Below are 26,639 nucleotides of genomic sequence, written 5' to 3' on the forward strand. Positions count from 1 at the left end.
ACTATATCGATGCCCCGGGGCCTTGGCAAAGCCGATGGACCTCCGCGCCCCCGCATCCGCCGGCCGATTCGACCGCCCCGGTTCAGCCCCGTTCCGCGGCGGGTTCCCCGTCGGCGAGGGCGTGGACGTGCAGGCCATCGGGCGGGAGCCCCGCCCGGGCGATCTCGACCAGGTGGCGATGATGGGTGAAGAGCAGCACCTGGCTCGTGCGGCCGAACTCGCTCAGGATCGGCAGGATGGCCGCGGCGCGCCCGTCGTCGAAGGTCGCGAGCAGGTCGTCGAAGATCACCGGCAGCGGCTCGTGGTGGCGCTGGTGGCGCTCGATCGCGGCCAGACGCAGCGCCAGGTAGAGCTGATCGCGGGTGCCGTCGCTCATCGCCTCGACGGCCACCTCGCGCCCCGCGCGCCGCCCGACCAGGACCGGCGTGTCGTCGGCGGTGAAGGCCGTGCCCAGGCCCTCGAAACGCCCGGCGGTGATCGCCGCGAACAGCGCCCCGGCGCGGGCGAGGAGCGGTGCCTGGCTGTCGCGGCGAAACCGCTCGATCTGCTCGCGCAGAAAGTGCTGGGCCAGCTGCAGGCGCAGGCAGCGGGCCGCATCCTGACGGATGCCGGCGGCCGTGGCGAGGGCCGCCTGGCGGTGCTCGGCGGCCTCGGCGCCGGTGCGCTCGAGCCGCGCCCCCTCCTCCTGGGCGCCCGCCAGCCGCTCGATCGCGCGGTCGCGCTCGGCCTGGTGCGCGGCAATCGCCTGGTCGAGCCCGGCTGCCTCGGCCGCCAGCGCGTCGGCCGGCTCGGCCCGCACCCGCTCGATGAAGGCATCGAGCGGCTCGCCACGGGCCGCGACATGGAGCGCCTCGCGCAGCCGCGCGATCTCGGTGTCGATCCCCTGGCGCCCCTTCAGCTGATCGAGCAGTGCGGCCAGGCCGACCCCGTCCTCGGCGCCGGCCTCGGCGCAGGCCTCGGCCACCCGACGCTCGGCGTCGGCGAGGGCCTGCTCCAGCCCGGGGCGCTGGGCCTGCTCGTCGGTCAGATCGGTCCGCGCCTGGTCGCGGCGCGTGCGCTGCGCGCGGGCGGCCTCCAGCGCCGCCCAGAGCGCCGCCTCGCGCACCTGGACGACGCCAACCGGCAGCCCGAGCCGCTCGGCCGCCGAGTCGACCGCCGCCGCATAGTCGGCGACGGCCTGTCGCTTGCCCGCGATCTGGCGGCACAGGCCCATCCAGGCATCCAGTTCGGCGACCAGTTGCCGACGCTGCTCCAGCAGCGCAAGGCCGGCGGCGGTGCCGAGCGGCGGTAGCCCGAGGCCTGCCCCGACCTCGGCCCAGGCCGCGCGGGCCTCGGTGAGCGCCGCGGCGAGCCCCGGCTCGGCTGCCTCGCAGCGGGCCAGCTCCAGGCGCTGATCGTCCGCCTGGCCTTGCAACGTCACCCGCGCCCCCTGGGCCTGGTCGGCGGCGCGGACGCGGCCCTCCGCGAGGGCACGCAGTTCCACCAGCGACGCGCCCTGCACCTCAGGCAAGTTGGGGGGCAACCGGGCGCGCAGCAGGCCGAGCGCCGTGTCGACCTCGGTGCGCGCCCGCGCGAGCTCGTCGACGGCCGCCCGCCAGGCCTCGTCACGGGCGCGCAGCTCGAGCCACTGGTCGCGCCAGTCGAGCATCTCGGCCGGGGTCGCCGGTGTCAGGCCGCACGGCGCCCAGAGGCCGCGCCAGCGCCGGTCCCAATCGGCCAACGCGGCCTCGCAGGTGGCCGCCTCGGCCTGCGCCGCGCTCCGGGCCGCCTCGGCCTCTTGCCCTTGCAGGCGCAGCTCCTCGGCCTGGGCGACGACGTCGGCCTCCGCCAGATCGACGGCCAGCGGCGGCGGCTCGATCGACGTGGGGCGCTGCCGACCCTGGCCGTCGATCTGGCGGAGCCGCTCCTCGGCCTCCGCCAGCCGCTCGGCGACCCGCTCGCGATCGCGCCCGAGCCGCTCCCGCTCGGCCTCGTGCTGGCGCAACGTCGCCGCCGCCGGCACCGGCAAGGCGCAGGCGACGGCCGCCTCGCCCGGCGCACCGGACAGGAGGTCCCGCTGGCGATCGACCTTGGCCCGCGCCGTCGCGACCGCGGCCTCGCGCTCGGCGAGGCCCTTGGCAGACTCGGCGGCGCCCGCGGTCGCGCTCAGCGCCGCGCGCAGGGCCGTGACCTCCTCCTCCGGCAGGGCGGCGAGCCGCGCCTCGCTCCGCTCCAGGTCCTCGCGCGCCTGCTGGGCGGCGTCGCGATTCGCCTGCCGGGCGGCCTCGGCCGTATCGAGCGCGGTCGCCACCTCGCCCAGGCGCGGCGCGTCGCCCGCCTGGACGCGTAGCGCCTCGACCGCCTCGGGCTCGCCCTCGACGCCAAGGTCACGCATGCCGCCGCGCAGCCGCTGCTCGGCGTCGGCGCCATCGGTCTCCAGCCCGACGAGCTCGTCGCACCACTGGCGGTAGACGGCAAGGCGCTGGTGGAGGGCCTCGATCACCGCCGCCTCGGCCAGGACCGCGGCGTTCGGCTCGCTGTCCTGGACCCGGCGCTCGAGCAGCGCGATCCGCGCCCGCAGCCGGTCCGTCTCGGCCTGCGCGCGCACCCGGGCGGCGAGCGCCGCCTCGGTGGTCGCGACGAAGTCGGGCGCGACCTCGGGCAGGTCCGGCAGGGCCCGGCGCCGCCCCTCCTGCTCGGCGAGCCGGCCGAGGAGCGGCAGCGCGTCGAGGCAGCGTTGTAGCCAGTCGCGGCGCTGGCGCCGCGCGAGCAGCTCGGCGTCGAGCCGATCGCGCTCGGCGCCCGCCTCGGCCAACGCCCGCTGTACGGCCTCCCAGGCCTCCGGCCGGACGACGGCCTCCTTGCTGCGGCGCTGGGCCTCCTCGTAGGCGGCGATCGCCGGGCGGATACGGACGTTGGTGCGGGCGCGGCCGTTGAAGAGGGTGCGCGCCTCGGCCTCGAGCGCCGCCAAGATCCGGTGCACCGGCGTGCCGGCGAGGCTCGCCGAGAAGAGCGCCTGGCCGAGTTCGCCATGGCCGTGCAGCAGGGCCTCGGCGCCGCGTCGCAGCTCCTCGGCGCCGAGGCCGAAGACGGTCGTGAAGAAGTCGCGGTCGACGACGCCGAGCCAGCCGGCCAGCGCATCGTCCGGGAGCGCCTCGCCCTGCGCATCGAGCAGCGTGCGGCTGTTGCCCTTGCGGCGCTGGAAGGTGAGGCGCCGGCCGTCGGCCGCGGCGATGGTCGCGGCGATGCGCAGGTCCTTGTAGTCGTGAATGAAATTGTCGGGCGTCTGGCCGTGGATGCCGTAGAGCAGGTCGCGGATCGCGCGCAGCAGCGAGCTCTTGCCGGCCTCGTTCGGGCCGTAGATCAGGTGGAAATCCGCGCCCTCCGCCGGCAGCTCCAGGACGAAGCCGGTGAAGGGGCCGTAGGCCGGGATCGCGAGCCGCTCGAACCTCATTCCGCACCGCCCCGGCGCGCGAGGGTCTCCAACAGGATCGCGCGCACATCCCCGAGTAGGGCCGCGCGCCCCTCGCCCCGAAGCTCGGCCTCGATGTCGCTGCGGATCTCCGGCGGCAGCACCCGGAGCATCTCCTGCGCCTCGGCCGGCAGCGCGAGGTCGCCCTCACCGGCCGCGTGCAGCGCCTCCAGTACGATGCCGGTCAACTCGTCGCGCGCCGCGAGGTCGGCGAGGTCGTAGAGCGGTGTCGTCGCGACCTCGACCTCCTCGACCCAGATGCCGTCGCCGGCGACGACCTGGGCCTGGCCGAGGCAGTCCGCCCGCACCTGCGGCAGGTCGCGCTTGAGCTGATCGTGCCGCGCGGTGGCGCCGGTGAGCGTGACGCGCGCCGCGAGCGGCCGGCCGTCGGCATCGGCGAGCGCCGCTTGCAGCGCCTCGCCGATGCGCCCCGGCAGCTCCGTCGGGTCGGCGAGGCCGGCGACATCGACCATTACACGCGCCCAGCGCACGACATCCAGATGGCGATGCTCGGCCGCGAGGATCTCGCGTCCCTCCCCGACCGTGACCAGCCAGGCCCCGCGCGGGCCGCTCTCGCGGATGTGACGGCCTTGCAGGTTGCCGGGGAAGACGACCCAGGGATCGCGGGCGAGGACCTGCGGCTGGTGGACGTGGCCGAGCGCCCAGTAGTCGTAGCCCTTCTCGGTCAGGTCGCGCAGCGTGCAGGGGGCGTAGGCATCGTGGCATGGCGCGCCGGTCAGGCTCGTATGCAGAAGGCCGATGTTGAGGCTTCCGGGCACCGGCGCCGGATAGTCCGGCACCAGGTTCTCGGGCACCGCACGATGCGGGAAGCCCCGCCCGTGGATCACGACCGGCCGGCCCGGGACGGTGAGCGACTCGGGCGCGCGCGTCGAGAAGGCGTGCACGTTCGGCGGCAGCGTCAGGCGCCGCGTCAGCACCGAGGCCGCATCGTGGTTGCCGGCGATCAGATAGACCGGGATGTCGGCCTCGTGCAGGCGCGCCATCTGCCGCGTGAAGAAGAGCCCGGTGCTGAAGTCGCGCCAATCGCCATCGTAGAGATCCCCGGCGATGACGACGAAGTCCACCTGCTCGTCGAGCGCCAGCGCCACCAGCCCCTCGAAGGCCCGCCGCGTCGCCTCGCGCAGTGCCGCGACCGGCGCGCCCTCGTAGGCCTCCAGCCCACGCATCGGGCTGTCGAGATGGCTATCGGCCGTGTGGAGAAAACGGATCACGGGACGGCGAGACTCCGATCGCAGGCGTGCCGGACGAGCCCGGCGACAATAGTTTAAGGTGAGCACGATGAGAACGACGCGCGAGGACCCACCGATGAAGCGACTCGAGATCCGCCATACGACGCGCTACGCCTTCGGCGCCCCGGTTCGGATCGGACCCCACACCCTCTTCCTGCGCCCGCGCGAGGGGCACGACCTGCGGATCGTCGCCTCGCGCCTCGACATCTGCCCGACGGCCACGGTCACCTGGCGACGGGATTTCTACGACAATGTGCTCGGTGCGGCAACCTTCGGTGACGAACCGGCCACCGAACTGATCATTGCGAGTGACGTCGAGGTCGAGCTCTACGAACTGATGCCGCTCGACTTCATCGTCGAGGACCACGCCGTGCACTTCCCATTCCGCTATCGGCAGGACGAGGAAACGGCCCTGTCGCCGTTCCTCGTGCCCCTCTACGCCGACGATCCGGGCCTTTCGCAGTGGCTCGCGCCCTACCGCGAGACCTCGCCAGGCACCGAGACCTTCGGCGTCCTCGACACGATGAACAGACGGATCGCCGCCGAGATCGGTTACGAGTTGCGCGACGAGGAAGGGGTCCTGCCGCCGGGCGAGACCCTGCGTCGGGGCCGTGGCTCGTGCCGCGACATGGCGACCCTGTTGTTGGAGGCCTGCCGGCGGCTCGGGATCGCGGCGCGGTTCGTCTCCGGCTATGTCCACGGCCCGGCCACCGAGGGCGGCGGCGCCTCGTCGCACGCCTGGATCGAGGTCTATCTGCCAGGCGGAGGCTGGAAGGGCTTCGATCCGACCAATGTCGCCGTCGTCGGCCCCGACCACATCCCGGTCGCCGTCCATCGCCACCCCGAGGCCATCCCGCCGATCGCCGGGAGCTTCATCGGGCCAGCGGGCCTCGCCCCGATCCTCGCCGTCGACGTCCAGATCAGCGAAGCGGCACACGACGCACCCACCCCTTAGTAACGATTCAGAAATAACCGGCGCATCTTCTTTTGAACTACGAAACACGCGAAACACGCGAAACACGCGAAAAAGCAGAATATATACGGGATAATCTGCCATTTTTTCGCGTTTTTCGCGCATTTCGTAGTTTCTTGTCTTCCGCGTGCCTGTATCGGTTGATTCCGCGCCGTCCCTTAGGGAAGCGCCTTGCGGGCATCGACCCGCTGCGCAGAGGCCGGCGATCGATCGGACAGAGCGCCGCCATGCGCAGGGGGCCGGCTTGAAGACCGACCCGATCGCCGAGTGCGCCCGGGGTCACGGTCGGCACCCGCCCACCCCGTTCACCCGTCGCTCGGCTGGCCGATCCCCTGAAAACGCTGCCGATAACGCGCCGGCGTCACGCCGGTGCGGCGCTTGAACAGCTTGCGGAAGAAGGTCGGATCCGCGTAGCCGACACGTTGCGCGACGAGGTCGACCGGCTCGGTCGTCGATTCGAGCAACTGCTTGGCCTCCTCGATGCGCAGGGTCTGAACGTACTCGACGGGAGCATAGCCGGTCGCGGCCTGGAATCGGCGCGCGAAGGTGCGCTCGGCCAGCCCCGACTCGGCGACGAGCCGCGCCACCGGGTTATCGAGCGCGTAGTGCTCGGCGATCCAGCCCTGGCAGCGGGCGATCACGGCATCGTCGTGACGCCGTGCGGGCAGGCGGGCAGCGTAGAGGAGCTGGCCCTCGCTGCGGTCGCCGAACTGGAAGAGCTTGGCGATGCGCACGGCCTCGGCCGGGGCGCTGAAGCGCGCGATGAGATAGAGCGCCAGGTCCTCCCAGGCGGCGGCCCCACCGCCGGTGACGAGGCGCTGGTCCGCCCCGTTGCGCACGAGGATCCGTTCGGGGCGCAGCCGTACCCGGGCGTAGTGCTCCCGGAACAGCGGCACGACGCTCCAATGGCTCGTCGCCTCCCCTCCGTCGAGCAGGCCGGTGTCGGCGAGCAGGATGGCCCCCGTGCAGACGGAAGCGACCGTCGCCCCGGCCGCGAACTGGGCACGGATCCAGGCCGTCTCGTCGGGCCAGCGCCCACGCGGGTCGCAGCCGGCGGGCAAGGCCAGGTCGGCGATCACGATCAGGTCCGTCCGCGTCACCGTCCCGAGCGATGCCTGCGGGGCGATCGGCGTGCCCAATGGGCACAGGTAGGGCTCCCCGGTCGCCGAGACGATTGCCACCTCCATGCGCGGGCCGGCGGGGGGCTCGCCGGTCAGCTCGCACCAGGCCACGCCTACCGAGGCGAAGACCTCGTAGAGCCCATAGAGCGCCGCCGGCGTGCTCTGCGGCATCGCCAAGAGGCTGACCGAGACCGGTTCGGGCGGGGATGGATGGGGCATTCGGGCGAGAGTGGCCGAAATGCCCCGTTCTTGTCCAGTACGCCCCTCACGCTCGGGGCCGAAACACCCCAGTCTTCAAGGCGTGCCCCAACCAACCGGAGAGCCGACATGTCACTCGCCGTTGCCGAAACCCCGTCCTTCGATACCGACCGTGCCGAGGCCTTCGCCGCGCGCGTCGGCGAAATCCTCGATACCGGCGCGATCGCCGTCATGCTCTCGCTCGGGCATCGCACGGGCCTCCTCGACCTGATGGCGCAGCTGCCGCCGAGCACGAGCGAACGCATTGCCAAGGAGGCGGCGCTCGCCGAGCGCTACGTGCGCGAGTGGCTGGCCGTGATGACCACCGGACGGGTCGTCATCTACGACCCGGCTCGGCGCACCTATCGGCTGCCGCCCGAACATGCCGCAAGCCTCACGCGCGCGGGGACCCTCGGCAACCTGGCCGTCTACGCACAGTACGTGGCCCTGATGGGCCAGGTGCAGGAGCGCACCCTCGCCTGCTTCGAGACCGGCGAGGGTCGGCGCTACGAGGACTTCCCCGACTTCCACCAGATGATGGCCGAGGACAGCGCTCAGACGGTCGTCGCCCCGCTCTGCGAAACGTTGCTGCCGCTCGCCGAGGGGCTGCCCAAGCGCCTCGGCGCCGGCATCGCGGTACTCGATGCCGGATGTGGCCGCGGCCAGGCCCTGCTCGCGATGGCGAGGCGTTATCCGCGCAGCCGCTTCACCGGCTATGACCTGGGCGACGACGCGATCGCGCACGCCACGGCCGCCGCACGCGACACCGGGCTGGACAACGTGCGGTTCGCGGTACGCGACCTCACGCACTTCGACGAGGTCGAGCGCTATGACCTGATCACCTCCTTCGACGCCGTGCACGACCAGCGCGACCCCCAAGACCTGCTGCGTCGGCTCTGCCGGGCGCTGCGCCCGGGCGGGCTCTACCTGATGCAGGACATCGGTGGCTCGGCGCACCTGGAGAAGAACCTCGACTTCCCGATGGCCTCCCTCCTCTATGCCATCTCCTGCGTGCACTGCACGCCCGTCTCGATCGGCCAGGGGGGCGCGGGGCTCGGGACCATGTGGGGCTGGGAGACGGCCGAGGCGATGCTCGCCGAGGCGGGCTTCGTCGAGGTCACCCGTCACCGCCTGGCCCATGACCCGATGAACGTCTGGTTCGTCTCGCGCAAAGGGCCATCGCGGGACCGGGCGGCTTGACGGGCTCCGGCGATCGGCCCGCCGGCCAGGGGGCCGCCCTTCGGTTCAACCGAAAGGCAGCCTTAGCGGCCTTCACCGAGCGGGCGAGCAGGATTCAGGTCAAGTCTCTTGCCAGCTTCAACGACTTGAATCAATGAGGAAGCGATCAACGGCCGTTGTTCGGTTCAATCCTCGGCGGCCGTCTCGGCCACGGACTCGTGCCCCGCCCGCCGGCCGCGGCCTGGCGCCAACCGCCGCCCGAGCCAGCCGAGCCCGATCACGAGAAAGACGGCGACGAGCAGCAGCGCCGCCGCCTGGGGGCTGCCATCGCGCAGCAGGCCGAGCAGCCCCTCGGAGAGGAACGCCAGCGCCGCGATGCCAGGGATCATGCCGATCAGGGTCCCGATCAGGAAGTCGCGCAGGTGCAGCCGCGAGGCGCCGGCGACCAGGTTGATCACGGCGAAGGGCGCGACCGGCACGATGCGGACCGTGACCATGGTCGGGATCCCGTGACGGGCTAGGCGACGGTCGAGGCGCTCCAGGCGACCATCGGCCAGCCGCGCCATCGCCGGGCGTCCGAGCCAGTGCCCCATCCCATACCCGGCGAGGGCCGCGAGGGTCGCCCCGACCAGGGAGACGAGGGCCCCGGCTACGCCGCCGAAGACCAGGACGGTGACCATGATCAGCAGCGTCACCGGCACGGATGCGAGGCTCGCGGCAATGAAGCCGACGACCATCGTCGGCATGCCCCAAGGCGCCTCGGCCAACCGGCCGAGCGCGGCGGCGAGCGCCTCGGGGTCGAGGGTCTGGCCGAGCGGCGTCCACTGCCAGGCGGCCGCCAAGATCGCGAGCAGCCCGACCAGGCCGATCCCGACGGCCAGCCGGCGCTTGACGTGCGGTCGCTGCTCGGGCGATGCCACGGCATCGGCGATCCACTGCGGATCCAGCGGCTGGTGCGGATCGACGAGGCGCTCGTCGGGGAGCTGGCGTTGCCAGTCCGGGTCCGGACGGTCCCGGAGCACGGCCAGGCGCACCGGCGGCGCGCCCGACCCGACGCGACGCGCGCGAAGCCTGTCGAGGACCCGACCCAGACGTCCGCCGCCCGCCTCGGCCTCGGCCGCGGCGACGTCGGCCGGATCGAGCGACAGGAACATCGCGAGCAGCCGGTGGCGCAGCGCGCGGATGGCCGCCCTGGTCTCGGCGTCCTCGGCGACGATGCAGAGGTCGCATTCGCTGTCGAGCCCCATCGAGCGGTTGCTGAGGTTCGACGACCCGATCCGCACGACCTCGTCGTCGGCGATCATCAGCTTCGCGTGGACCATCAGGCAGCCCCGGTCGTCGAGGCCGGTCACGTCCGGGTAGTAGACGCGCAACCGCTCGTGGCGATCGGCGGCGCGCAGCCGCGCCAGCATCCGGGCGCGCAGGGCATCCATCGTATGCTGTTCGAGCCAGTGCCCGGTCTCGCGCGGCACCAGGATGACGATGTCCGGACCCTCGGCGCGCCCGAGCGAGCGGCACAGGGCATCGCCGACCGAACGCGCGGTCAGGTACTGATTCTCGATGTAGAGGAAGCGGCGCGCGCCGGCCACCAGGTCCAGGTACAGCCGTTCGGACTCGCGCACCGCGGTCCGCCCGCGGTACTCGGGCAGCGTTCGGGCGATCCCGACCACCCGGTCGCGGAGCACCGGCGTGACACCGTCTGGCCAGGGGTCCGCGGACGCGACGCCGGCGAGGGCCTCGGGCGGCTCGCCGCCGGCCCAGCGCCAGCGGTCGAGGACGAGCGCCTCGATCGCCGCCCCCGCCTCGCCGTCGACGAGCAGGTGCAGGTCGTGAAACGGCGCGTAGGGCGTGCCATCCGGGTCGCGACGACGCGGATCGCCGGCGGCGTGGGCCGAGGTATCCCAGCGCCAGCGGCTCAGGTCGAAACCGCCGCACCAGCCGAGCCGCCCGTCGATGCTGACGAGCTTCTGGTGGTGGCTGGCCGCCAGCGGATGGGCGTCGTCGAGGAGGAAGCGGATGCGCTCGTGGGCCTCCCAGGGGCCGTTGCCGAAGAACAGCGGCTCGCGCTCGAGCGCATAGATCGGCGCCCAATCCCACAGCAGGATGTAGACCTCGAGGGTCGGATTGCGCTCGAGGAGCGCGATCAGCAGCGCCCCCAGGGCGCTGGGCAGACCGTCATCGGGCGGCTCGCGGACCAGTTCGAAGGCGCTGTGCAGGTCCCAGCCGACGATCGCGATCCGCCGCCGCGCGCCGATCAGGCTGCGCCGCAAGGCCGCGAAGGTGTCCTCGCCGTCGACGAACCAGGCGAGCCGCTCGGCGCGTGCCCTGCGCCAGCAGTTGCGTCCGGGCTCCAGCCGCACGACTGGGTGGCCCACCCGTTTGGCGCCCATATCGACCTCCGCCCCCTGCATCTCGCCATGCCGGCCCCGTCGCGACCCGCCGATCGACGTCGCTGTCCAGCGGCGGGCACCGCCGCCCCCGCTCGATTCCAGCGATCCGCGCGGCGCGGGCGATCCGACGCTTGCCAAGGCCCGAGCGGCGCGCCGGCGCAACGATAGCGCGCGCCTTGCCGCCCGGGTCGCCTCGGCGTCATCCTAGCAAACGGCCGCCGCCCCTGCGCCATCGATACCGATCGGTGATACGGCAGCGATCCCGTGCGGTGCGGGGCGCCCCGCGGCGACAATGGAGGACCGAGATGCGTCTCTGCGACCTGACCTTCGCCTACACCGAGTGCAGCGGTGGCATCCGCACCTACATCGACCACAAGCGGCGCTTCATCGCCGAGGCGACCGACCACGAACACGTATTGATCGTTCCCGGCGACGAGGACCGGGTCACGCGCGACGGGCGCCTGACGAAGATCGAGATCGCCAGCCCCTTCATCCCCGGCGCCCGCCCCTACCGCGCCTTCTGGCGCGTCGCGCCGATCCAGCAGGCACTGATGCAGGCCCGACCCGACATCGTCGAGCTCGGCAGCTTCTTCGTCGCCCCCTGGGCCGCCTTCCGCCACCGCGAACACCGCCGGGCCGCCGGCGAGGCCTGTCTCGTCTCGGCCTACTTCCACACCGATGTGGCCCACGCCTACGTCGGCGCGCCGCTGCGCCGGCTCCTCTCCGGCGGCCTGGAGGAACTCAGCGAGACCCTCGCCCAGTGGGGCGAGAAGGTCAGCGAGGCGCTGGAGACCGGCGCCGAGATGACCTTCGGCAAGGTCTTTCGACGCTGCGACCTGACGCTGGCGGCGAGCCGCGTGCAGGCGGCGCGGATCGCCGAGTACGGGGTCGAGGGGACCGCCGTCGTGCCGCTCGGGGTCGATCTCGAGCGCTTCGCGCCGCAGCATCGCTCGCCGGAGGTCCGCGCCCGCCTCGGCGTCGCCGCCGAGGACCTCCTGCTGATCTACTGCGGCCGCCTCGACACCGAGAAGGCCGTGCGTGTCCTCGTCGAGGCCTTCGCCCGGCTGCCGCCGACGCCGCGCTTCCACCTGGCGCTGATGGGCGAGGGACCGCTGCGCGAGGAGCTGCAGACGCGCGCCGCCGCACTGCCACGCCTGCACATCCTGCCCTACGAGCGCGACGAGGCGGCCTACGCCACGGTCCTCGCCTCGGCCGACGTCTATGTGACGGCCGGCCCGCACGAGACCTTCGGCCTGGCCGTCGTCGAGGCCGAGGCCTCGGGTCTGCCCGTGGTCGGCGTCGACGCCGGGGCGCTGCGCGAGCGGGTGCAACCGGCCTGGGGACGGCTCGGGCCGGTCGCAGACGCGGCGGCGATGGCCGCGAACATCCTCGCCGTCGCCTCGCAGCGCGCCGCGCTCGGCGCCGCCGCGCGCACCCACGTCTGCGCCGCCGGCTTCGGCTGGGGGCGCACCTTCAGCCAGCTCTTGACCCTCTACGACGCGGCCTGCGCCGAGGCCCGGCGGAACCGATCGTCGGTGACACGCTGAGCGGACCGGCCGGAGGCGGCCCTCACCCCCCGTGCGACTCGCGCTGGATCAGCTCGGCGAGCGACTGCAAGGTCTGACGGGTACAGCGCTCGGGTTTGAGGGCGAAGAGGAGCAGCGCGCGGCCGGTCACCTCGTACTCGGCGCCGCTCACCACCGTCGGCGGGTCGTTGCGGCGCGGCGCCGCCGTGTCGATCAGGCACAGCCAGGCGGAACCGCCGACGACCTCCGGCAATCTGAACGGCACCGCCTCGTGGTGGGCGTTGAGGATCAACAGCAGGGTCGCGTCGGCGCCGACCTGGTGGATCCCCGAGGGCTGCGCGCGCCCGTCCAACAGCGCACCGATGCAGCGGGCGTGGACGTCGCCCCACTGCTCAGGCCCCATCTCGGTCGCCGCCGGGGTCAGCCAGGTCACGTCCTTGACGTCGAGCTCGGCGTCGTACTCGCCGGTCAGGAAGCGATTGCGATGCAGGACCGGGTAGGCCTGGCGGATCGCGATCAGCTCGCGGACGAATTCGGCCAGCGCCGCGCCGTCCTCGTCGATCGCCGACCAGTCGATCCAGGTGGTCTCGTTATCCTGGCAGTAGGGGTTGTTGTTGCCACGCTGGCTGCGGCCGAGTTCGTCGCCGGCCAGGAGCATCGGCGTCCCGAGCGACAGCAGCAGGGTCGCGAGCAGGTTGCGCTTCTGGCGCTCGCGCAGGGCCGCGACCCCGGCGTCCGAGGTCGGTCCCTCGACCCCGTGGTTCCAGCTCAGGTTGTGCGAATGGCCGTCGCGGTTGTCCTCGCCGTTGGCCTGGTTGTGCTTGTCGTTGTAGGAGACCAGATCGTGGAGCGTGAAGCCGTCGTGGGCGGTGACGAAGTTCACCGAGACCCAGGGGCGGCGCCCGCGCCGGGCGTAGAGGTCGCCCGAGGCGCTCAGGCGCGTGGCGAGCTCCGGCAGCCGGCCCGCGTCGCCACGCCAGAAGGCGCGCACCGTGTCGCGGTAGCGGTCGTTCCATTCGGCCCAGCCGGGCGGGAAGTTGCCGACCTGGTAGCCGCCCGGGCCGATGTCCCAGGGTTCGGCGATCAGCTTGGCCCGGGCGAGGACCGGGTCCTGGCGGACCGCATCGAAGAAGCCGCTGCTCGGGTCGAAGCCATGGGCCTCGCGTCCGAGGATGGTCGCCAGGTCGAAGCGGAAGCCGTCGACCCGCATCTCGCCCGCCCAGTAGCGCAGGCTGTCGAGGACCAGTTGCAGCACCCGCGGATGGCTCAGGTTGAAGGTGTTACCGGTGCCCGTGTCGTTGATGTAGTACCTAGGATCGTCCGGCAGCAGCCGGTAGTAGGAGGCATTGTCGATGCCCCTGAACGACAGGGTCGGCCCCCGTTCGTTGCCCTCGGCGGTGTGGTTGTAGACGACATCGAGGATCACCTCGAGCCCGGCATCGTGCAACCGCGCGACCATCTCCTTGAACTCGTTGACGAACGGGATCGACAGATAGCGCGGGTCGGGGGCGAAGAAGCCGATCGTGTTGTAGCCCCAATAATTGCGCAGGCCCTGCTCGACCAGGTAGCGGTCGTCGATGAAGGCGTGCACCGGCATCAGCTCGACGGCCGTGACCCCGAGCCCCTTGATGTGCTCGATCACCTCGTGCTGGGCGAGGCCGGCGAAGGTGCCCCGATTCACCGGCGCCACCAGCGGATGACGCATCGTGTGGCCGCGCACATGGGTCTCGTAGACGATGGTGCGCTCCCAGGGGATCTTGGGTGCCCGGTCCTCGCCCCAGGTGAAGGCCGGATCGATGACCCGACACTTGAGCATCGCCGGGGCGCTGTCGCGTCGGTCGAACGACAGGTCCTCCTTGCGCGAGTCGATGCGATACCCGAACAGGGCGTCGTTCCAGCGTAGGCTGCCGACCAACGCCTTGGCGTAGGGGTCGAGCAGCAGCTTGTGCGGATTGAACCTGTGTCCGGCGGCCGGTTCGTAAGGACCATGGACGCGATAGCCGTAGACGGTCCCCGGGCGCGCATCGGGCAGATAGCCGTGCCAGACCTCGTCGGTATACTCGGGCATCTCGATCCGCTCGAGCTCGCGCCGGCCATTGAGATCGAAGAGGCAGAGTTCGACCTTGGTGGCATGGGCCGAGAACAGCGCGAAATTCACCCCGCGCCCGTCCCAGGTGGCCCCGAGCGGATACGGCACCCCCTCCTGCACCCGCGAGCGGCGCACCCGCCGCGCAGCAGACGGGGGCCGCTTCGTGCCCGACAGGTCTGGCGATTGCATGAGGCGGTATCTCTCTGTGGGTGGCAAGGCGGGAGGGCCACGCAGTCGGTCCGGACAGGGGGACCTGCGTGCCTGAAGGAGACGGGACTCGCTTCGAGACTACCGGCTAGCGTACTGACTCGCAAGGCCGATGGTCGCCCCGAGCCCCTCTGTCGCGCCGCGCGATCACCGTATCCGACAGAGAGGATCGGAGGTCGCCGCGTCGTCCTTCCTGTCCGTGCACCCCCACCCTGGGGTAAAATTTGTGCATTGCAAAATCGCATCGAAGGCCTATGACTCCGCCCCAGCACCAGCGCATCCGCGAGATCCCCTACAACTACACGTCCTTCTCCGATCGCGAGATCGTCATCCGCTTCCTCGGCGAGGCGATGTGGGAGCTGATCGAATCGCTGCGCGGGACGCGCCGCACCGGCCGCTCGGCGCGGATGCTCTTCGAGGTGCTGGGCGACATGTGGGTCGTGACCCGCAACCCCTACCTCCAAGATGACCTGCTGGACGATGTCGGCCGGCGCCGCCTGCTGATCCGCGGCATGGCGCACCGCCTCGACCAGTTCGAGCTGCGCCTGAACAACAACGCCCGGGCCGCCGAACTGCTCGCCGCGGCCCGCGCCGCGGTCGCGCGCCTGGCCGCCTGGTTCGACGACGAACAGGCCCTGCGCGAGCGCCTGCGCCGCCGCCTGACCGGCATCACGCGGGACGACAACCTGGATTTCGGCGGCCTCGCCCGCGTCGCGCATGCGACCGACGCGACCGACTGGCGCGTCGAGCTGCCCTTCGTCGTGATCTCCCCGGACACCGAGGAGGAGGTCGCCGCCATCGTCCAGGGCTGCATCGACTGCGGCCTGACCCTGATCCCGCGCGGCGGCGGCACCGGCTACACGGGCTCGGCGGTGCCGCTCGATGCGCGGTGCGCCGTCATCAACACCGAGAAGCTCGAGGCCCTCTCGAGCGTCGAGCCGCGCCGGCTGCCCGGCGTCGCCGGACCGGTCCCGACCGTGCGCTGCGGTGCCGGCGTCGTCACCCGGCGGGTCGCCGAGCTCGCCGAGCGCCACGGCCTGGCCTTCGCCGTCGACCCGACCTCGCAGGACGCCTCGACGATCGGCGGCAACATCGCGATGAACGCCGGGGGCAAGAAGGCCGTGCTCTGGGGCACGGCCCTCGACAACCTGGCCTCCTGGCGGCTCGTGACCCCCGAGGCCGACTGGCTCGAGGTCGAGCGCCTCGACCACAACCTCGGCAAGATCCACGACCAGGCGCTGGTGCGCTTCCGCATCACCCGCTTCGCCGCCGATGGGCGCACGCCGCGCGGCGAGCCCGAGGTCCTCGAGATCCCAGGCCAGGCCTTCCGCAAGGTCGGCCTCGGCAAGGACGTCACCGACAAGTACCTCCACGGCCTGCCCGGCGTGCAGAAGGAGGGGTGCGACGGCCTCATCACGTCGGCGCGCTTCATCCTCCACCGGATGCCGAGCCAGGTACGCACCGTCTGCCTGGAGTTCTTCGGCGCCGACCTCGCCGGCGCCGTGCCGGCGATCGTCGAGATCAAGGACGCGGTCGCGGCGCTCGGCGACGTGCAGATCGCCGGCCTCGAACACCTCGACGAGCGCTATGTGCGCGCGGTCGACTACTCGACGAAGGCCGCGCGCCGCGAGCTGCCGAAGATGGTCCTCCTCGCCGACCTGGTCAGCGACGACGAGGCGGCCGTCGACGCCGCCGCCCGGCAGGTCGTCGACCTCGCCCGGGCGCGCGACGCCGAGGGCTTCGTCGCCGTCAGCGCCGAGGCGCGGCGCCGCTTCTGGCTCGACCGGGCCCGCACCGCGGCCATCTCGCGCCACACCAACGCCTTCAAGATCAACGAAGACGTCGTCATCCCCATCGAGCGGCTCGCCGACTACAGCCGCGGCATCGAGCGGCTCAACATCGAGCAGTCGATCGCGAACAAGCTGCGGATCATGGACGCCGTCCTCGACTACCTGGACGGCGAGATCCCCGAGGCGCGCGCCCCGGAGGAGTACGAGTCCTCCGACGAGGCGACCGCGATCCTGACCGCCAAGCGCGAGGCCGCACGCGCGGCGGTCCAGGCCGCGCAGGCCCGCTGGCGGCGGATCCTCGCGCACCTCGACGCGCCGGCCGAGGCCCACCGCGACGCCCTCGACGAGGCGGCGCTCGCCGATCTGAAGCCCGACGACACCCTCCTCGACCTGATGCTCCGCCGCACGCTGCGCCAGTCCTATCGCGGCGAGGTGGCCGCGCGGCTCGAGGAGATCTTCGCCGGCCAGGACATGGTGCGGGTGCGCGAGCGCCTCACCGAGATCCACCGCCGAATCCGCGACGCGCGCCTCTTCGTCGCGCTGCACATGCACGCCGGCGACGGCAACGTGCACACCAACATCCCGGTGCACTCCTCCGACTATGCGATGCTCAACGAGGCCGACCGGCTCGTCGAGCGGATCATGGACCTGGCCCAATCGCTCGGCGGCGTCATCTCCGGCGAGCACGGCATCGGCCTGACCAAGATCGGCTTTCTGGAGCCGGAGAAGCTCGCGGCCTTCGTCGCCTACAAGGAGCGCGTCGACCCGCAGCAGCACTTCAACCGCGGCAAGCTGATGCCGGGTTCGGGGCTCGCCGGGGCCTACACCCCGTCGCTGCGCCTCGTCCAGCAGGAGGCGATCATCCTCGAGGAGACCGAGCTCGGGGCGCTCAACGACGACGTGCGCCACTGCCTGCGCTGCGGCAAGTGCAAGCCGGTCTGCATGACCCACGTGCCGCGCGCCAACCTCCTCTACTCGCCGCGCAACAAGATCCTGGGCACCGGCCTCATCATCGAGGCCTTCCTCTACGAGGAGCAGACCCGCCGCGGCCTCTCGCGGCGCCACTTCGCCGAGATCAACGACATCGCCGACCACTGCACCGTCTGCCGCAAGTGCGAGAACCCCTGTCCGGTCGACATCGACTTCGGCGACGTGACGATGCGCCTGCGCCGGATCCTGGAGGCGCGCCACCGCCGCCGCTTCAGCCCGGGCGCCTGGGCGGCGCTGCGCTTCCTCGATGCGAGCGACCCGCGGGCCGTTCGCTGGCTGCGCCGCGGCCTCGCCGAGTGGGGCTTCGCCGGCCTGAATCTCGCGCACCGCGCGGCGCGCACGCTCGGCCTGACCGAGCCGCGCAAGGCGCATCCGCCGGCGACGAGCGGCACCCCGCACCTTGCGAGCCAGGTCGTCGAGCTGGTCGCCCGGCCGATCCGGGTCAACCTGCCGAAGGCGACCTTCCGCCAGGCCCTGGCGCTGGAGGACAAGACCCAGGTGCCGATCCTGCACGACCCGGCCCGCGCCGGCGATGAGACCGAGGCCGTCTTCTACTTCCCCGGCTGCGGCTCCGAGCGGCTCTTCTCCGACATCGGCCTCGCGACCCTGGCCCTGCTCTACGCCGAGGGGGTGCAGACGGTCCTGCCGCCGGGCTACCTCTGCTGCGGCTACCCGCAGCGGGCCGCCGGTCTGGAGGCGCGCGGCCGGCGCATCACGATGGACAACCGGGTCCTCTTCCACCGCGTCGCCAACACGCTGAACTACCTCGACATCCGCACCGTCCTCGTATCCTGCGGCACCTGCATGGACCAGCTTTTGGAGTACGACTTCGGCCAGATCTTCCCCGGCTGCCGGCTCCTCGACATCCACGAATACCTGATGGAGCGGGGCCTCACCCACGCCGGCGAGCCAGGCGTGCAGTACCTCTACCACGACCCCTGCCACACGCCGATGAAGACCTACGCGCCGATCCGCGTCGCCGCCAGCCTGCTCGGCCAGGACGTGCGCCTCTCCGAGCGCTGCTGCGGCGAGGCCGGGACGCTGGGCAGCGCCCGCCCCGACATCGCCAACCAGGTGCGCTTCCGCAAGCAGGAAGAGCTCACGCGCGGGATCCGCGACCTGACCGGCCGCGAGCGCGTCGCCGACGGCGAGGTGCGTCTGCTGACCTCCTGCCCGGCCTGCCAGCAGGGCCTCGCCAAGTACGCCGACGACACTGGTCTCAAGACCGACTACATCGTCGTCGAACTGGCCCGCCGCCTCCTCGGCCCGAGCTGGCAGGACCACTTCCTCGCCCAGGCCCGCGACGGCGGCATCGAACGGGTCCTGTTGTAATCGGCCAGGGCGCCGTGCCGCGCCCGCAGAGACCCCGATCGGGGCGGCACGGCGGTTGCCCGCATCGACAGGCGGCCGGACGGATGGAGGTCGAGCATCCGCTGGCCTGTCTGCTATCCTTTTTTCCGTTCATGATCGCGTCGGGGTGACGATATGACCTCGCAGGTGTACGACACGGACTTCCTTCGCTGGACGGAAGAGCAAGCCGCGCTGCTGCGCGCGGGGCGCTTCAGCGAGCTCGATTACGAGCACATTCGGGAGGAACTGGAGGACATGGGACGCGAGCAGAAGGTCGCCCTGCAATCGCTCTTTCGACAGATCTTCATCCATCTGCTGAGACTGGATCTCTCCCCGGCCGCCGCACCGCGGGGGAAATGGGTCGATGAGCTGGTCGAGTTCCGCGCCCAAGCCCAAACCCGCCTCGAAGAAACACCGAGCCTGCGCCACTACGCGGACGAACTGTTCGACAAGGCATGGCGCCAGGCCCGCCGCGGCGCGGCGAAATCGTTCGAGGCCTATGGCGAAGCGGTCACAGTGCCGGAGGCTTGCCCCTATTCACTCGGGGAATGTCTGGACCATGACTTCATCCCGACAGCCGCTCGCCCCGAGCACGCCGGCTGATTACGACATAGCCCCGAATGACCGATCGCCCGGGCGGGCATCCGCATTGCGCCCGCGGCTCCCGAGACGACGGCCCAGAGCCCACCCGTCGGCCGAGCCACCGTGAAGGCGGCGGAGGATGCACGACCCTAGGGCGAGACAGCGAAGCACAACCCGCCAGGCTGAGGCCGTAGGGCAGCTGATCCCATCGGCGGACACCAGCCTTCGCGCAGGCGCTCCTCGATTTCCGTTCGCGTGGCGAACTTGGTAGACCTTGGCCGACTATACGAAATGGCGCCGGCTTCCAATCATCGATCGAATAATCCTTGCAGAGGTCCCAATGCCCAGCATTACCCTGAACGCCCATTTCGACGGCCAATCGATCATTCTCGATGAACCCTTCCAGCTTCCCGCCAATGCCCGGCTGTTGGTGACAGTGGTTTCGCCTTCGATGGACGCCGAACGCGAATCCTGGGCGGATCTCGCGGGAACGGGGCTCACGCATGCCTATGGAGATGATGAGCCCGAGTACGCACTGACGGATGTGAGAAGGGTATGAACGAGGGTGACGTCGTTCTGACACCGCTCCTCCAGGCGGACGGGCGTGTGAAGAACCGGCCGACCATTGCACTGCGGCGCATGCCGAGTTTCCGCGATTGGCTGGTCTGCGGCGTCAGCACCCAATTGCATCAGGAGATCGCGGGATTCGACGATCCGATTCTGGCGGACCATGCCGACTTCGCCCTCAGCGGTCCAAAATCTCCGTCCCTAATCCGTTTGGGCTTTTTTGGCAGTGCTGCCCGAGAGTCGCCTGCTTGGCGTCATCGGTAGGCTCGGGCCAGACCGACATCGCCGCCTGTTGGGCCGGTTGTCCGCTCACCTGCTCAGTAAGTTGGGCTGAAACACCTATTAGTGCGACCGTTGCGTGCATACCCCTTGGAGATCCGGAAAAGGCCGTCCCATTTGCCGCGGGGGTCGGCCATACCGTTACCCATGAGCCGGCAGGATCGACGGAGCAACCTGATGCCCATTCAGCGGTGGAAGAGCGCTGTCGGTGCGGGGCCTTGCTCATAACCACAGCCATCGAGCGGGCCTCCTGCCGAGAGTCCGCTGTAAGCTACCGATCCTGCGAGTTGGCTGCGACCGATCGCCTATCATGGCGGGGGTCTTGGCCGGAATCATGAGCAAGGCCCGCTTGCAGGCCCCTGATCCGTCGCGCCTATACTCTTGCACCATCGACCAAACACGGAACCCAGCCATGTCCGATCTTGCCGAAGCTCGATCCGTCAGCGTCGAGGAGTATCTCGGGGGCGAGGCTGCCGCGCCGGTTCGCCATGAGTACGTCGCCGGCGAGGTCTTCGCGATGGCCGGCGCCTCCGAGGAGCACGCGACCATCGCCGGCAACGTCTTCGCGTTGCTGCGCGCGCATGTGCGCGGCAGTCCGTGCCGGGTCTACATCGCCGACATGAAGCTGCGCGTCGAGCCGGCGGCCGCCTTTTTTTATCCAGACCTGTTCGTGACCTGCGATGCGCGGGACGCGGCCGAGCCCTTGTTCAAACGGCATGCGCGCGTGGTCATCGAGGTCTTGTCCGAGTCCACCGAGGGCTACGACCGCGGCGCCAAGTTCCGCGATTACCGGCGGCTCGACTCGCTGGAGGAATACGTCCTCATCGACTCCCACCGCCGCGCCTGCGAGATTTTCCGCCGCCATCCGGATGGTTGGCTGCTCGACCCGGTGGCGGAGGACGGGCGGCTAGTGCTGCATTCGATCGGCTTTGACTGTCCGCTCGATGCCTTGTACGAGGACGTGGTGTTCGCGCGTTCCGAGGCAGCGGATCCCGCGTGACCAAAGGCCGAGGCCGGACGCCTGCCGCGGGAGTCGGGGTCGGTCATCGGTGCGCGAGCCGAACAGGGCGCCGCGGCCACCGTGTCGCGAATGATCCGAGCCTCGTGCGGGGTCAGGCGCAAGGCGGCCGCGCCGACTCCCCGCCCTTCAGGCCCCGCCCTTTTCGGCGCCGCGCTTGCTCAGGCGCTCGCCGGCAACCCAGTAGACCAGGTCCTCGGCGATGTTGGTGACGTGGTCGCCGACGCGCTCCAGCGACTTGGCGATGAACAGCGCATGGCTGTAACTCGCTGCCGCGCGCGGCTCGCGACACATCTCCTCGACCAGGGCATTGAAGGTCTCGTCGTACCGGGCGTCGATCTCGCTGTCGGCGTGCCAAATCGCCTTGGCCGCGGAGATATCGCCCTCGGTGATGGCCGCGAGGATCCCGTCGAGCTGGGCGAGGACGCGCTCGGCGAGATCCCGCGTGCGGGTGAAATCGACCGGGCTCCCTTGCCCGGCGATCATCGTGATGCGCCGCGCGATGCTCTTCGCGTGGTCGGCGGTGCGCTCCAGATCGGTGGCCATCCGGTCGCAGCTGACCAGCGTGCGCAGATCGACACCGAGCGGTTGGCGCAGCGCCAGGATCCGCTGGACCTCGTCGCTGATCTTTCGATCGAGATCGTCGACCCGCTCCTCGGTCGCCTCGATCGCCGCGCCGCCGCCGATCGGCGCATCGCCGAGCAGGTCGACGGCCGCGGCCAGCTGCCCGCGGACCAGTTGACCCATCTGCAGCACGTCAGCTGCGACCGTGCGCAGCGCCTCGTCGAATGCCCTGACCGTATGCTCTTTCATCATCGCGTCCCGATCGGTCCCCGTCAGTCGATGGTCAAGGTTTTCAGGTAGGCGGCGAAGGGTGCGCCGAGCTCCGGGTGCTGGAGACCGAGCTCGACCTGCGCCTCCAGGTAGCCGAGCTTGCTGCCACAGTCGTAACGCTTGCCCTTGAATGGATGAGCGATCACGGGCTCCTCGGCGAGCAGTGCGGCGATGCCGTCGGTGAGCTGGATCTCGCCGCCAGCGCCGGCCTGGGTCGCGGCGAGCTTATCGAAGATCCGCGGCGTCAGGAGATAGCGGCCGACCACGGCGAGGTTCGACGGCGCCTCCGCAGGGGCCGGCTTCTCGACGATCGAGGTGACGCGCAGTTCGCCGTCCGGGCCGGCCTCGGTCGCGACGATGCCGTACTTGTTGGTCTCCTGGTGCGGCACCTCCTCGACGCCCAAGACGCTACACCCGAATCGCTCGTAGACCTCGGCCATCTGGGCGATGACCCCGTTGGCCTCCCCCTGGATCAGATCGTCGGCGAGGATCACAGCGAACGGCTCGTCGCCGATGACCGGCTGGGCGCAGAGCACCGCGTGGCCGAGCCCGAGGGCCTCGGCCTGGCGCAGGTAGATGCAGCTCACGTGCGCGGGCAGCACGCCCTGGACGATCTTCAGCAGCTTCTGCTTACCGCCCGCCTCCAGCTCCATCTCCAGTTCGTAGGCCTTGTCGAAATGGTCCTCGATCGAACGCTTGTTGCGACCTGTGATGAAGACCATCTGCTCGACCCCGGCCGCCTCGGCCTCCTCGACCGCGTACTGAATCAACGGTTTGTCGACGACCGGCAGCATCTCCTTGGGGCTCGCCTTGGTTGCCGGCAGGAAACGGGTGCCCAGCCCGGCCACGGGAAAGACTGCCTTGCGGATTGTCGCCATCGATTGCTCCTCAGATTGAATGGGGCCGGTCCGCCGCCGCTCGCGACGCCGGGCGGCTGATACACCGATCGCCGAGCGGCCGTCGGTCCATCCTGAACGAAAGTGTCACTTGTGATCTTGCCACGGCGAACTGCCCGCTGCCCCGCCCGGTGCATGTCCCCCGGCGCACGAACGCCGGGCTCTAGCCTCCCGCCTCACCTTACAACGGCGCCCGCCACACGGCCAGCGACGACGCGTGACTCGCGTCAGACGCCCGGGGCGGCCGTCTCCGCCTCGATCGCTGCCAGTGCCACGAGCGGGTCCGCAGCGGCGGTGATCGGCCGGCCGATCACCAGATAGTCGGCGCCGGCCGCGAGGGCCTCGCTCGGGGTCATCACGCGCTTCTGATCGCCGGTCGCGGCGCTCCTCGGGCGCACGCCGGGGGTCACAAGCAGGAGGCCCGGACCGCGCGTAGCGCGGACCATCGCCGCCTCACGCGGTGAGCAGACGATGCCATCGAGTCCAGCCTCTGCGACCAAGCCGGCGAGGCGCAGGACCCGCTCGGCCGGGTCGCCCGGGCAGCCGATCGCCGCCAGGTCGTCGCCATCGAGGCTGGTCAGCACCGTCACGCCGATCAGGCGCGGGGGCCGCTCGTACCCGGCGAGGCGCGCGCGCGCCGCCTCCATCATGGCCCGTCCGCCCGAGGCATGGAGATTCACCATCCAGACGCCGAGGTCCGCGGCCGCCGCGCAGGCCGCGGCCACCGTGTTCGGGATGTCGTGGAACTTGAGATCGAGGAAGATCTCGAAGCCCAGGCCCTGGAGGCGCGCGACGAAGGCCGGTCCGAGGCGCGTGAAGAGTTCCTTGCCCACCTTGAGCCGGCAGCGCTGCGGGTCGAGCTGCTCGGCCAGCGCGATGGCCGGCGCCTCGGCGGGGAAGTCCAGTGCGACGATGATGCGAGGGTCTCTGTTCAAGCGGATCCTCCGGGAAGGGTCAGGTGGCTCAGGAGGCCGGGCGCGGGCCGATGTCCACCGCCGCCGGCTCGTCGTGACGGCCATCGCTCGACCCGGGCACCAGCTCCGCGATCGGCTCAGGCTCGATCGGGCGTATCGTCTTCCAGCGCGTGCAGCTCGGGCACTGCCAGTGCAAACGGCGGGCCGTGAAGCCGCAGTGCTCGCACTGATAGGCCGGGCGGTGCGCGAGCAGGTGGCGCAGGACCTTGAGGCTTACACGCGCCGTCTCGTCGCCCTTCCCATCGGCCTGGGCGAGGCGCAGTTCGAGCAGGCGGGCGAGGCCTCCGAGGTCGGCATGCCGCTCGAGGTAATCGCCGAGCAGGCGGATCGCCGCCGGCTCGCCCTGCCCCGCGCGCACCGCCTCGACGAGGCTCAGCATCAGCGCCGAACTCGGCCGGTCGCGGTAGAGGCGCGTGAGCTCGGCGATCACGGCCGCCGGCGCCTCGTCGGCGAGGCAGGCCAACAGGCGCGGCAGGACCTCCCGAACGAAACGGGGATCCTGGCGCACGACGCGCCGGTAGAGATCGAGTGCGCCCGCCCGGTCGCCCCGCTGCGAGGCGAGCTCGGCACGCAGCAGGAGCGCCCGGGCGCAACCCGGGTCGCTCGCATCGGCCTGGTCCAGGTGTGCGACGACCGCCGGGGTCTCGCCCGCGCGTAGCGCCTTCTCGGCGATCTCGCAGTGGTATTGGGCGATCTCGACGTGCAGCGGCACGCCCTGGCGCACCCGTAGCTGCTCGGCGACCTCCAGGCAGCGCACCCAATCCTTCTCCTGCTGATAGAGTTCCAGCAATGCCCGCAGGGCGCGCTCGGGCTGGAGTCTATGCTCGAGCAGTTCGTGGAATAGGCTCTCGGCGCGATCGAGGAGCCCGGCACGCATATAGTCCTGGCCGAGTTCGTAGAGGGCGAAGCCGCGCGCCTCCGGTTCCAGATTGGCCCGAGCGACCAGATTCTGATGGATGCGGATCGCGCGTTCCACCTCGCCGCGCCGCCGGAACAGGCTACCGAGCGCCAGGTGGGTCTCGACCGTCTCCCGATCGACCTCGGCGAGCCTCAGGAAGACGTCGATCGCCTTGTCCGGCTGCTCGTCGAGCAGGTAGTTGAGACCCCGGAAGAAGGCCGGATCCTTGGCGGTCGCCGCGCTACCGAGCGAGACCCGACTGCGCTGCGCCGCCCACCAGCCCGAGGCGGCGGCGACCGGCAACAGCAGGAACAACAATTCGGTCAAGACCGCCCCCTCGGACACCAGGATCCTCGCCGGCCGGGACGACGGATGGGCCGGCGCTCGCGCGCGCTCTGCGGGGAGGATCTCACGCTCGGACTACCTGGCGATCGACGGACCGTTATCATACGGCATCCTCTGTGCGGCCGCGGACCCTGTATTGTAATCCGAACCATGCCCCGACCCACTTCCGCCATGACCCGACCTCGAATGATGCGATCCAAGACCCTCGCCCTATCGCTGCTAATCGGCCTGTTCGCGACCACCGCCTTCGCCCGCCCCTTCCTCGATCCCGAGACCGAGCAACTGCTCGTCGAGGCGGTCGAGGCGGCCGTGACGCTCGACCTCTTCCATGCCAGGTGCCGTTCCGACGGCTCGAACCGCCGCACGGAGAACCTCAACAAGCTGATCGCCGGCAAATTCCGGCTGACGGTCCTGGGCGTCCAGGACGACCTCTTCCCGGAGCGCTCCTATCGGCGCGCCCAGGAACGGCTGCAACGGGACTTCGCCGCCGAGCTGCGCGCCGCCGGCGGCTGCCAGGCGGCCCGCGCAAGTGGCATCGCCGAACGGCTCGCGACGCGCTATCAGGAACTCTTCACGGCGCTCGAACGGCTCCCCTGATGGACACCCGGGAACGATTCCCGAATGGACGGCACGAATCGGCACGCGATATCGGGTTATGCTGCGCCAACTCGACCTGCATCTCGATCCCAGTGGCGCTCGGCTCCCGCCCTTCGAGCGGCGTGGGTCCGGTTGCCGTGACGCACGCCGCTACATTTTTTGGCGGTCCCGCCACTCGTGCACGCTCGTTGGCCCCTCGGGGCGTAACCCGACGGCCGGCAACGCAACAGCCAGCGAGGCCACTGGCGGGTCACGCGGCGCTCGCCCGACGAACCGCCCTGACGACCCTCAAAGGTCGTGGACGGCGCGAAAGCGGAAGGCCTCCAGCAAGGCCCCGCCGACCGCACCACCGATCAGCCCGCCCATCATCGCCACCGGGACATCGCGCTGTAGGGCGCTGCTGACGGCGAGTTCGGCGGCATCGAGGTGGTCGACCAGCGGCCCGACGACGAGCCACAGGGCACCCGCCGCGCTGGCCGCCAGGACCCCGATGACGATCGCCTCGATCAGGTTGCAATAGCGGCTCGGGTGGCGTGGCGTCGTGACCCGCACCCACCAGCGCACCGAGGCGACGTAGAGGATGCCATTGACCGAGACGAGAAAGGCGAGGATGCCGGCGATCTGGAAGGCCTCGGCGTGATGGGGCTCGGCGAGCATCAGGGCCACCCCGCACACCCCGCCAGCCGCGAGCCCGGCCAGCGCCTTGCCCGGCACGCCGCGCGAGCAGCGATCCGGGAAGCGCACGAGGATGCCGAGCAGCGTCCCGATCAGGGCCGCGACGAGGGCCACCTGGAGGACGTCGAGGACGCCGGGCCAGGCGAAGAACACCGCGGTCGCGACGGTCAGACCGATGGCGGTTGCCACTAGGGCGACCTCGCGCGCGCCGTAGAAGGCCGCCCCGACGGCCCCGGCCAGCGCGGCGGCCGGGACGAAGGCCAGGGAATCGGCGCCGAGGGCCCGAAAGCCGATATTCAGGCCGGTGAACAGCGGCGCATAGATCAGGCCGACCAGGCTCCAGGTCAGGGCCCGCAGGAAGATCATCGCACCACGGGAGGAATGGGGCTGCACAGGCATCACCGAGCTCGACAGAGGATGG

General features: G+C 70.9%; 19 protein-coding genes. 9 read left to right on the forward strand and 10 right to left on the reverse strand.

The genetic code is table 11. From position 1 onward, the window contains the following. Positions 1–82: 82 nt before the first annotated feature. On the reverse strand, positions 83–3,433 hold the full coding sequence (locus tag CKO41_RS09450; protein WP_200381954.1) for an ATP-binding protein: 3,351 nt from the start codon (positions 3,431–3,433) through the stop codon (positions 83–85). Continuing rightward, positions 3,430–4,683, reverse strand: a complete 1,254-nt coding sequence (locus tag CKO41_RS09455) for a metallophosphoesterase (protein WP_200381956.1) — start codon at positions 4,681–4,683, stop codon at positions 3,430–3,432. Before CKO41_RS09455 ends, CKO41_RS09450 begins: the two co-directional genes overlap by 4 nt. A 94-nt stretch (positions 4,684–4,777) precedes the next feature. On the opposite strand from CKO41_RS09455, the gene CKO41_RS09460 reads away from it, so the two are divergent. After that, positions 4,778–5,656 carry a transglutaminase family protein gene (locus CKO41_RS09460; RefSeq protein ID WP_200381958.1) on the forward strand — a complete coding sequence of 293 codons (879 nt, stop codon included), beginning with the start codon at positions 4,778–4,780 and terminating at the stop codon, positions 5,654–5,656. A 323-nt stretch (positions 5,657–5,979) separates the two neighbouring features. On the opposite strand, the gene CKO41_RS09465 is transcribed toward CKO41_RS09460, so the two are convergent. Continuing rightward, complete coding sequence (locus tag CKO41_RS09465; protein ID WP_200254409.1) at positions 5,980–7,014, reverse strand: GlxA family transcriptional regulator; 1,035 nt, start codon at positions 7,012–7,014, stop codon at positions 5,980–5,982. Positions 7,015–7,122: 108 nt separating this feature from the next. On the opposite strand from CKO41_RS09465, the gene CKO41_RS09470 reads away from it, so the two are divergent. Beyond that, positions 7,123–8,232 (forward strand): class I SAM-dependent methyltransferase, encoded by a 1,110-nt coding sequence (locus tag CKO41_RS09470; protein ID WP_200381960.1) that lies wholly within the window; start codon positions 7,123–7,125, stop codon positions 8,230–8,232. Between the two features lie 164 nt (positions 8,233–8,396). On the opposite strand, the gene CKO41_RS09475 is transcribed toward CKO41_RS09470, so the two are convergent. Continuing rightward, on the reverse strand, positions 8,397–10,601 hold the full coding sequence (locus CKO41_RS09475; RefSeq protein ID WP_242464189.1) for a VTT domain-containing protein: 2,205 nt from the start codon (positions 10,599–10,601) through the stop codon (positions 8,397–8,399). Positions 10,602–10,906: 305 nt separating this feature from the next. Here CKO41_RS09475 and CKO41_RS09480 point away from each other — a divergent pair, with 305 nt between their 5' ends. Beyond that, entirely contained in the window at positions 10,907–12,148 is a 1,242-nt protein-coding gene (locus tag CKO41_RS09480; protein WP_200381964.1) for a glycosyltransferase, read from the forward strand. Positions 12,149–12,170: 22 nt separating this feature from the next. Here CKO41_RS09480 and glgX read toward each other — a convergent pair whose 3' ends face one another. After that, the gene (gene glgX, locus CKO41_RS09485; RefSeq protein ID WP_200381966.1) at positions 12,171–14,405 is read right to left on the reverse strand and encodes a glycogen debranching protein GlgX; all 2,235 of its coding nucleotides are present in this window, start codon (positions 14,403–14,405) and stop codon (positions 12,171–12,173) included. Between the two features lie 272 nt (positions 14,406–14,677). Here glgX and CKO41_RS09490 point away from each other — a divergent pair, with 272 nt between their 5' ends. From CKO41_RS09490 to CKO41_RS09510, 5 genes are all read left to right on the forward strand, one after another. Then, entirely contained in the window at positions 14,678–18,535 is a 3,858-nt protein-coding gene (locus tag CKO41_RS09490) for a DUF3683 domain-containing protein (RefSeq protein WP_200381968.1), read from the forward strand. A 165-nt stretch (positions 18,536–18,700) separates the two neighbouring features. Continuing rightward, on the forward strand, positions 18,701–19,156 hold the full coding sequence (locus tag CKO41_RS09495) for a DUF29 family protein (protein WP_200381971.1): 456 nt from the start codon (positions 18,701–18,703) through the stop codon (positions 19,154–19,156). A gap of 319 nt (positions 19,157–19,475) precedes the next feature. Further along, on the forward strand, positions 19,476–19,694 hold the full coding sequence (locus CKO41_RS09500) for a hypothetical protein (RefSeq protein ID WP_200381973.1): 219 nt from the start codon (positions 19,476–19,478) through the stop codon (positions 19,692–19,694). Next, on the forward strand, positions 19,691–19,966 hold the full coding sequence (locus tag CKO41_RS09505; RefSeq protein WP_200381975.1) for a hypothetical protein: 276 nt from the start codon (positions 19,691–19,693) through the stop codon (positions 19,964–19,966). The genes CKO41_RS09500 and CKO41_RS09505 overlap by 4 nt, the downstream gene beginning before the upstream one ends. Before the next feature lie 427 nt (positions 19,967–20,393). Next, a complete protein-coding gene (locus tag CKO41_RS09510; RefSeq protein WP_200381977.1) occupies positions 20,394–20,981 on the forward strand; it encodes a Uma2 family endonuclease in 588 nt (195 codons plus the stop codon). 147 nt (positions 20,982–21,128) lie between these two features. On the opposite strand, the gene phoU is transcribed toward CKO41_RS09510, so the two are convergent. The 4 genes from phoU to lapB form a co-directional block, all read right to left on the reverse strand. Then, a complete protein-coding gene (gene phoU / locus CKO41_RS09515; RefSeq protein WP_200254155.1) occupies positions 21,129–21,815 on the reverse strand; it encodes a phosphate signaling complex protein PhoU in 687 nt (228 codons plus the stop codon). 20 nt (positions 21,816–21,835) lie between these two features. Beyond that, on the reverse strand, positions 21,836–22,711 hold the full coding sequence (gene galU, locus CKO41_RS09520; RefSeq protein WP_200254154.1) for a UTP--glucose-1-phosphate uridylyltransferase GalU: 876 nt from the start codon (positions 22,709–22,711) through the stop codon (positions 21,836–21,838). A gap of 245 nt (positions 22,712–22,956) precedes the next feature. Then, positions 22,957–23,664, reverse strand: a complete 708-nt coding sequence (pyrF, locus tag CKO41_RS09525; protein ID WP_242464192.1) for an orotidine-5'-phosphate decarboxylase — start codon at positions 23,662–23,664, stop codon at positions 22,957–22,959. Between the two features lie 28 nt (positions 23,665–23,692). Then, the gene (gene lapB / locus CKO41_RS09530; RefSeq protein WP_338115560.1) at positions 23,693–24,946 is read right to left on the reverse strand and encodes a lipopolysaccharide assembly protein LapB; all 1,254 of its coding nucleotides are present in this window, start codon (positions 24,944–24,946) and stop codon (positions 23,693–23,695) included. Positions 24,947–25,132: 186 nt separating this feature from the next. Between lapB and CKO41_RS09535 the strand changes: the two genes are divergently transcribed. Beyond that, positions 25,133–25,543, forward strand: a complete 411-nt coding sequence (locus CKO41_RS09535; protein ID WP_242464193.1) for a hypothetical protein — start codon at positions 25,133–25,135, stop codon at positions 25,541–25,543. Positions 25,544–25,831: 288 nt separating this feature from the next. Here the strand turns inward: CKO41_RS09535 and CKO41_RS09540 are convergent, their stop codons facing one another. After that, on the reverse strand, positions 25,832–26,617 hold the full coding sequence (locus CKO41_RS09540; protein ID WP_200381980.1) for a hypothetical protein: 786 nt from the start codon (positions 26,615–26,617) through the stop codon (positions 25,832–25,834). Between the last annotated feature and the right edge of the window lie 22 nt (positions 26,618–26,639).

This window comes from Thiococcus pfennigii, from assembly GCF_016583835.1.
In the GTDB taxonomy this organism is placed as follows: domain Bacteria; phylum Pseudomonadota; class Gammaproteobacteria; order Chromatiales; family Chromatiaceae; genus Thiococcus; species Thiococcus pfennigii.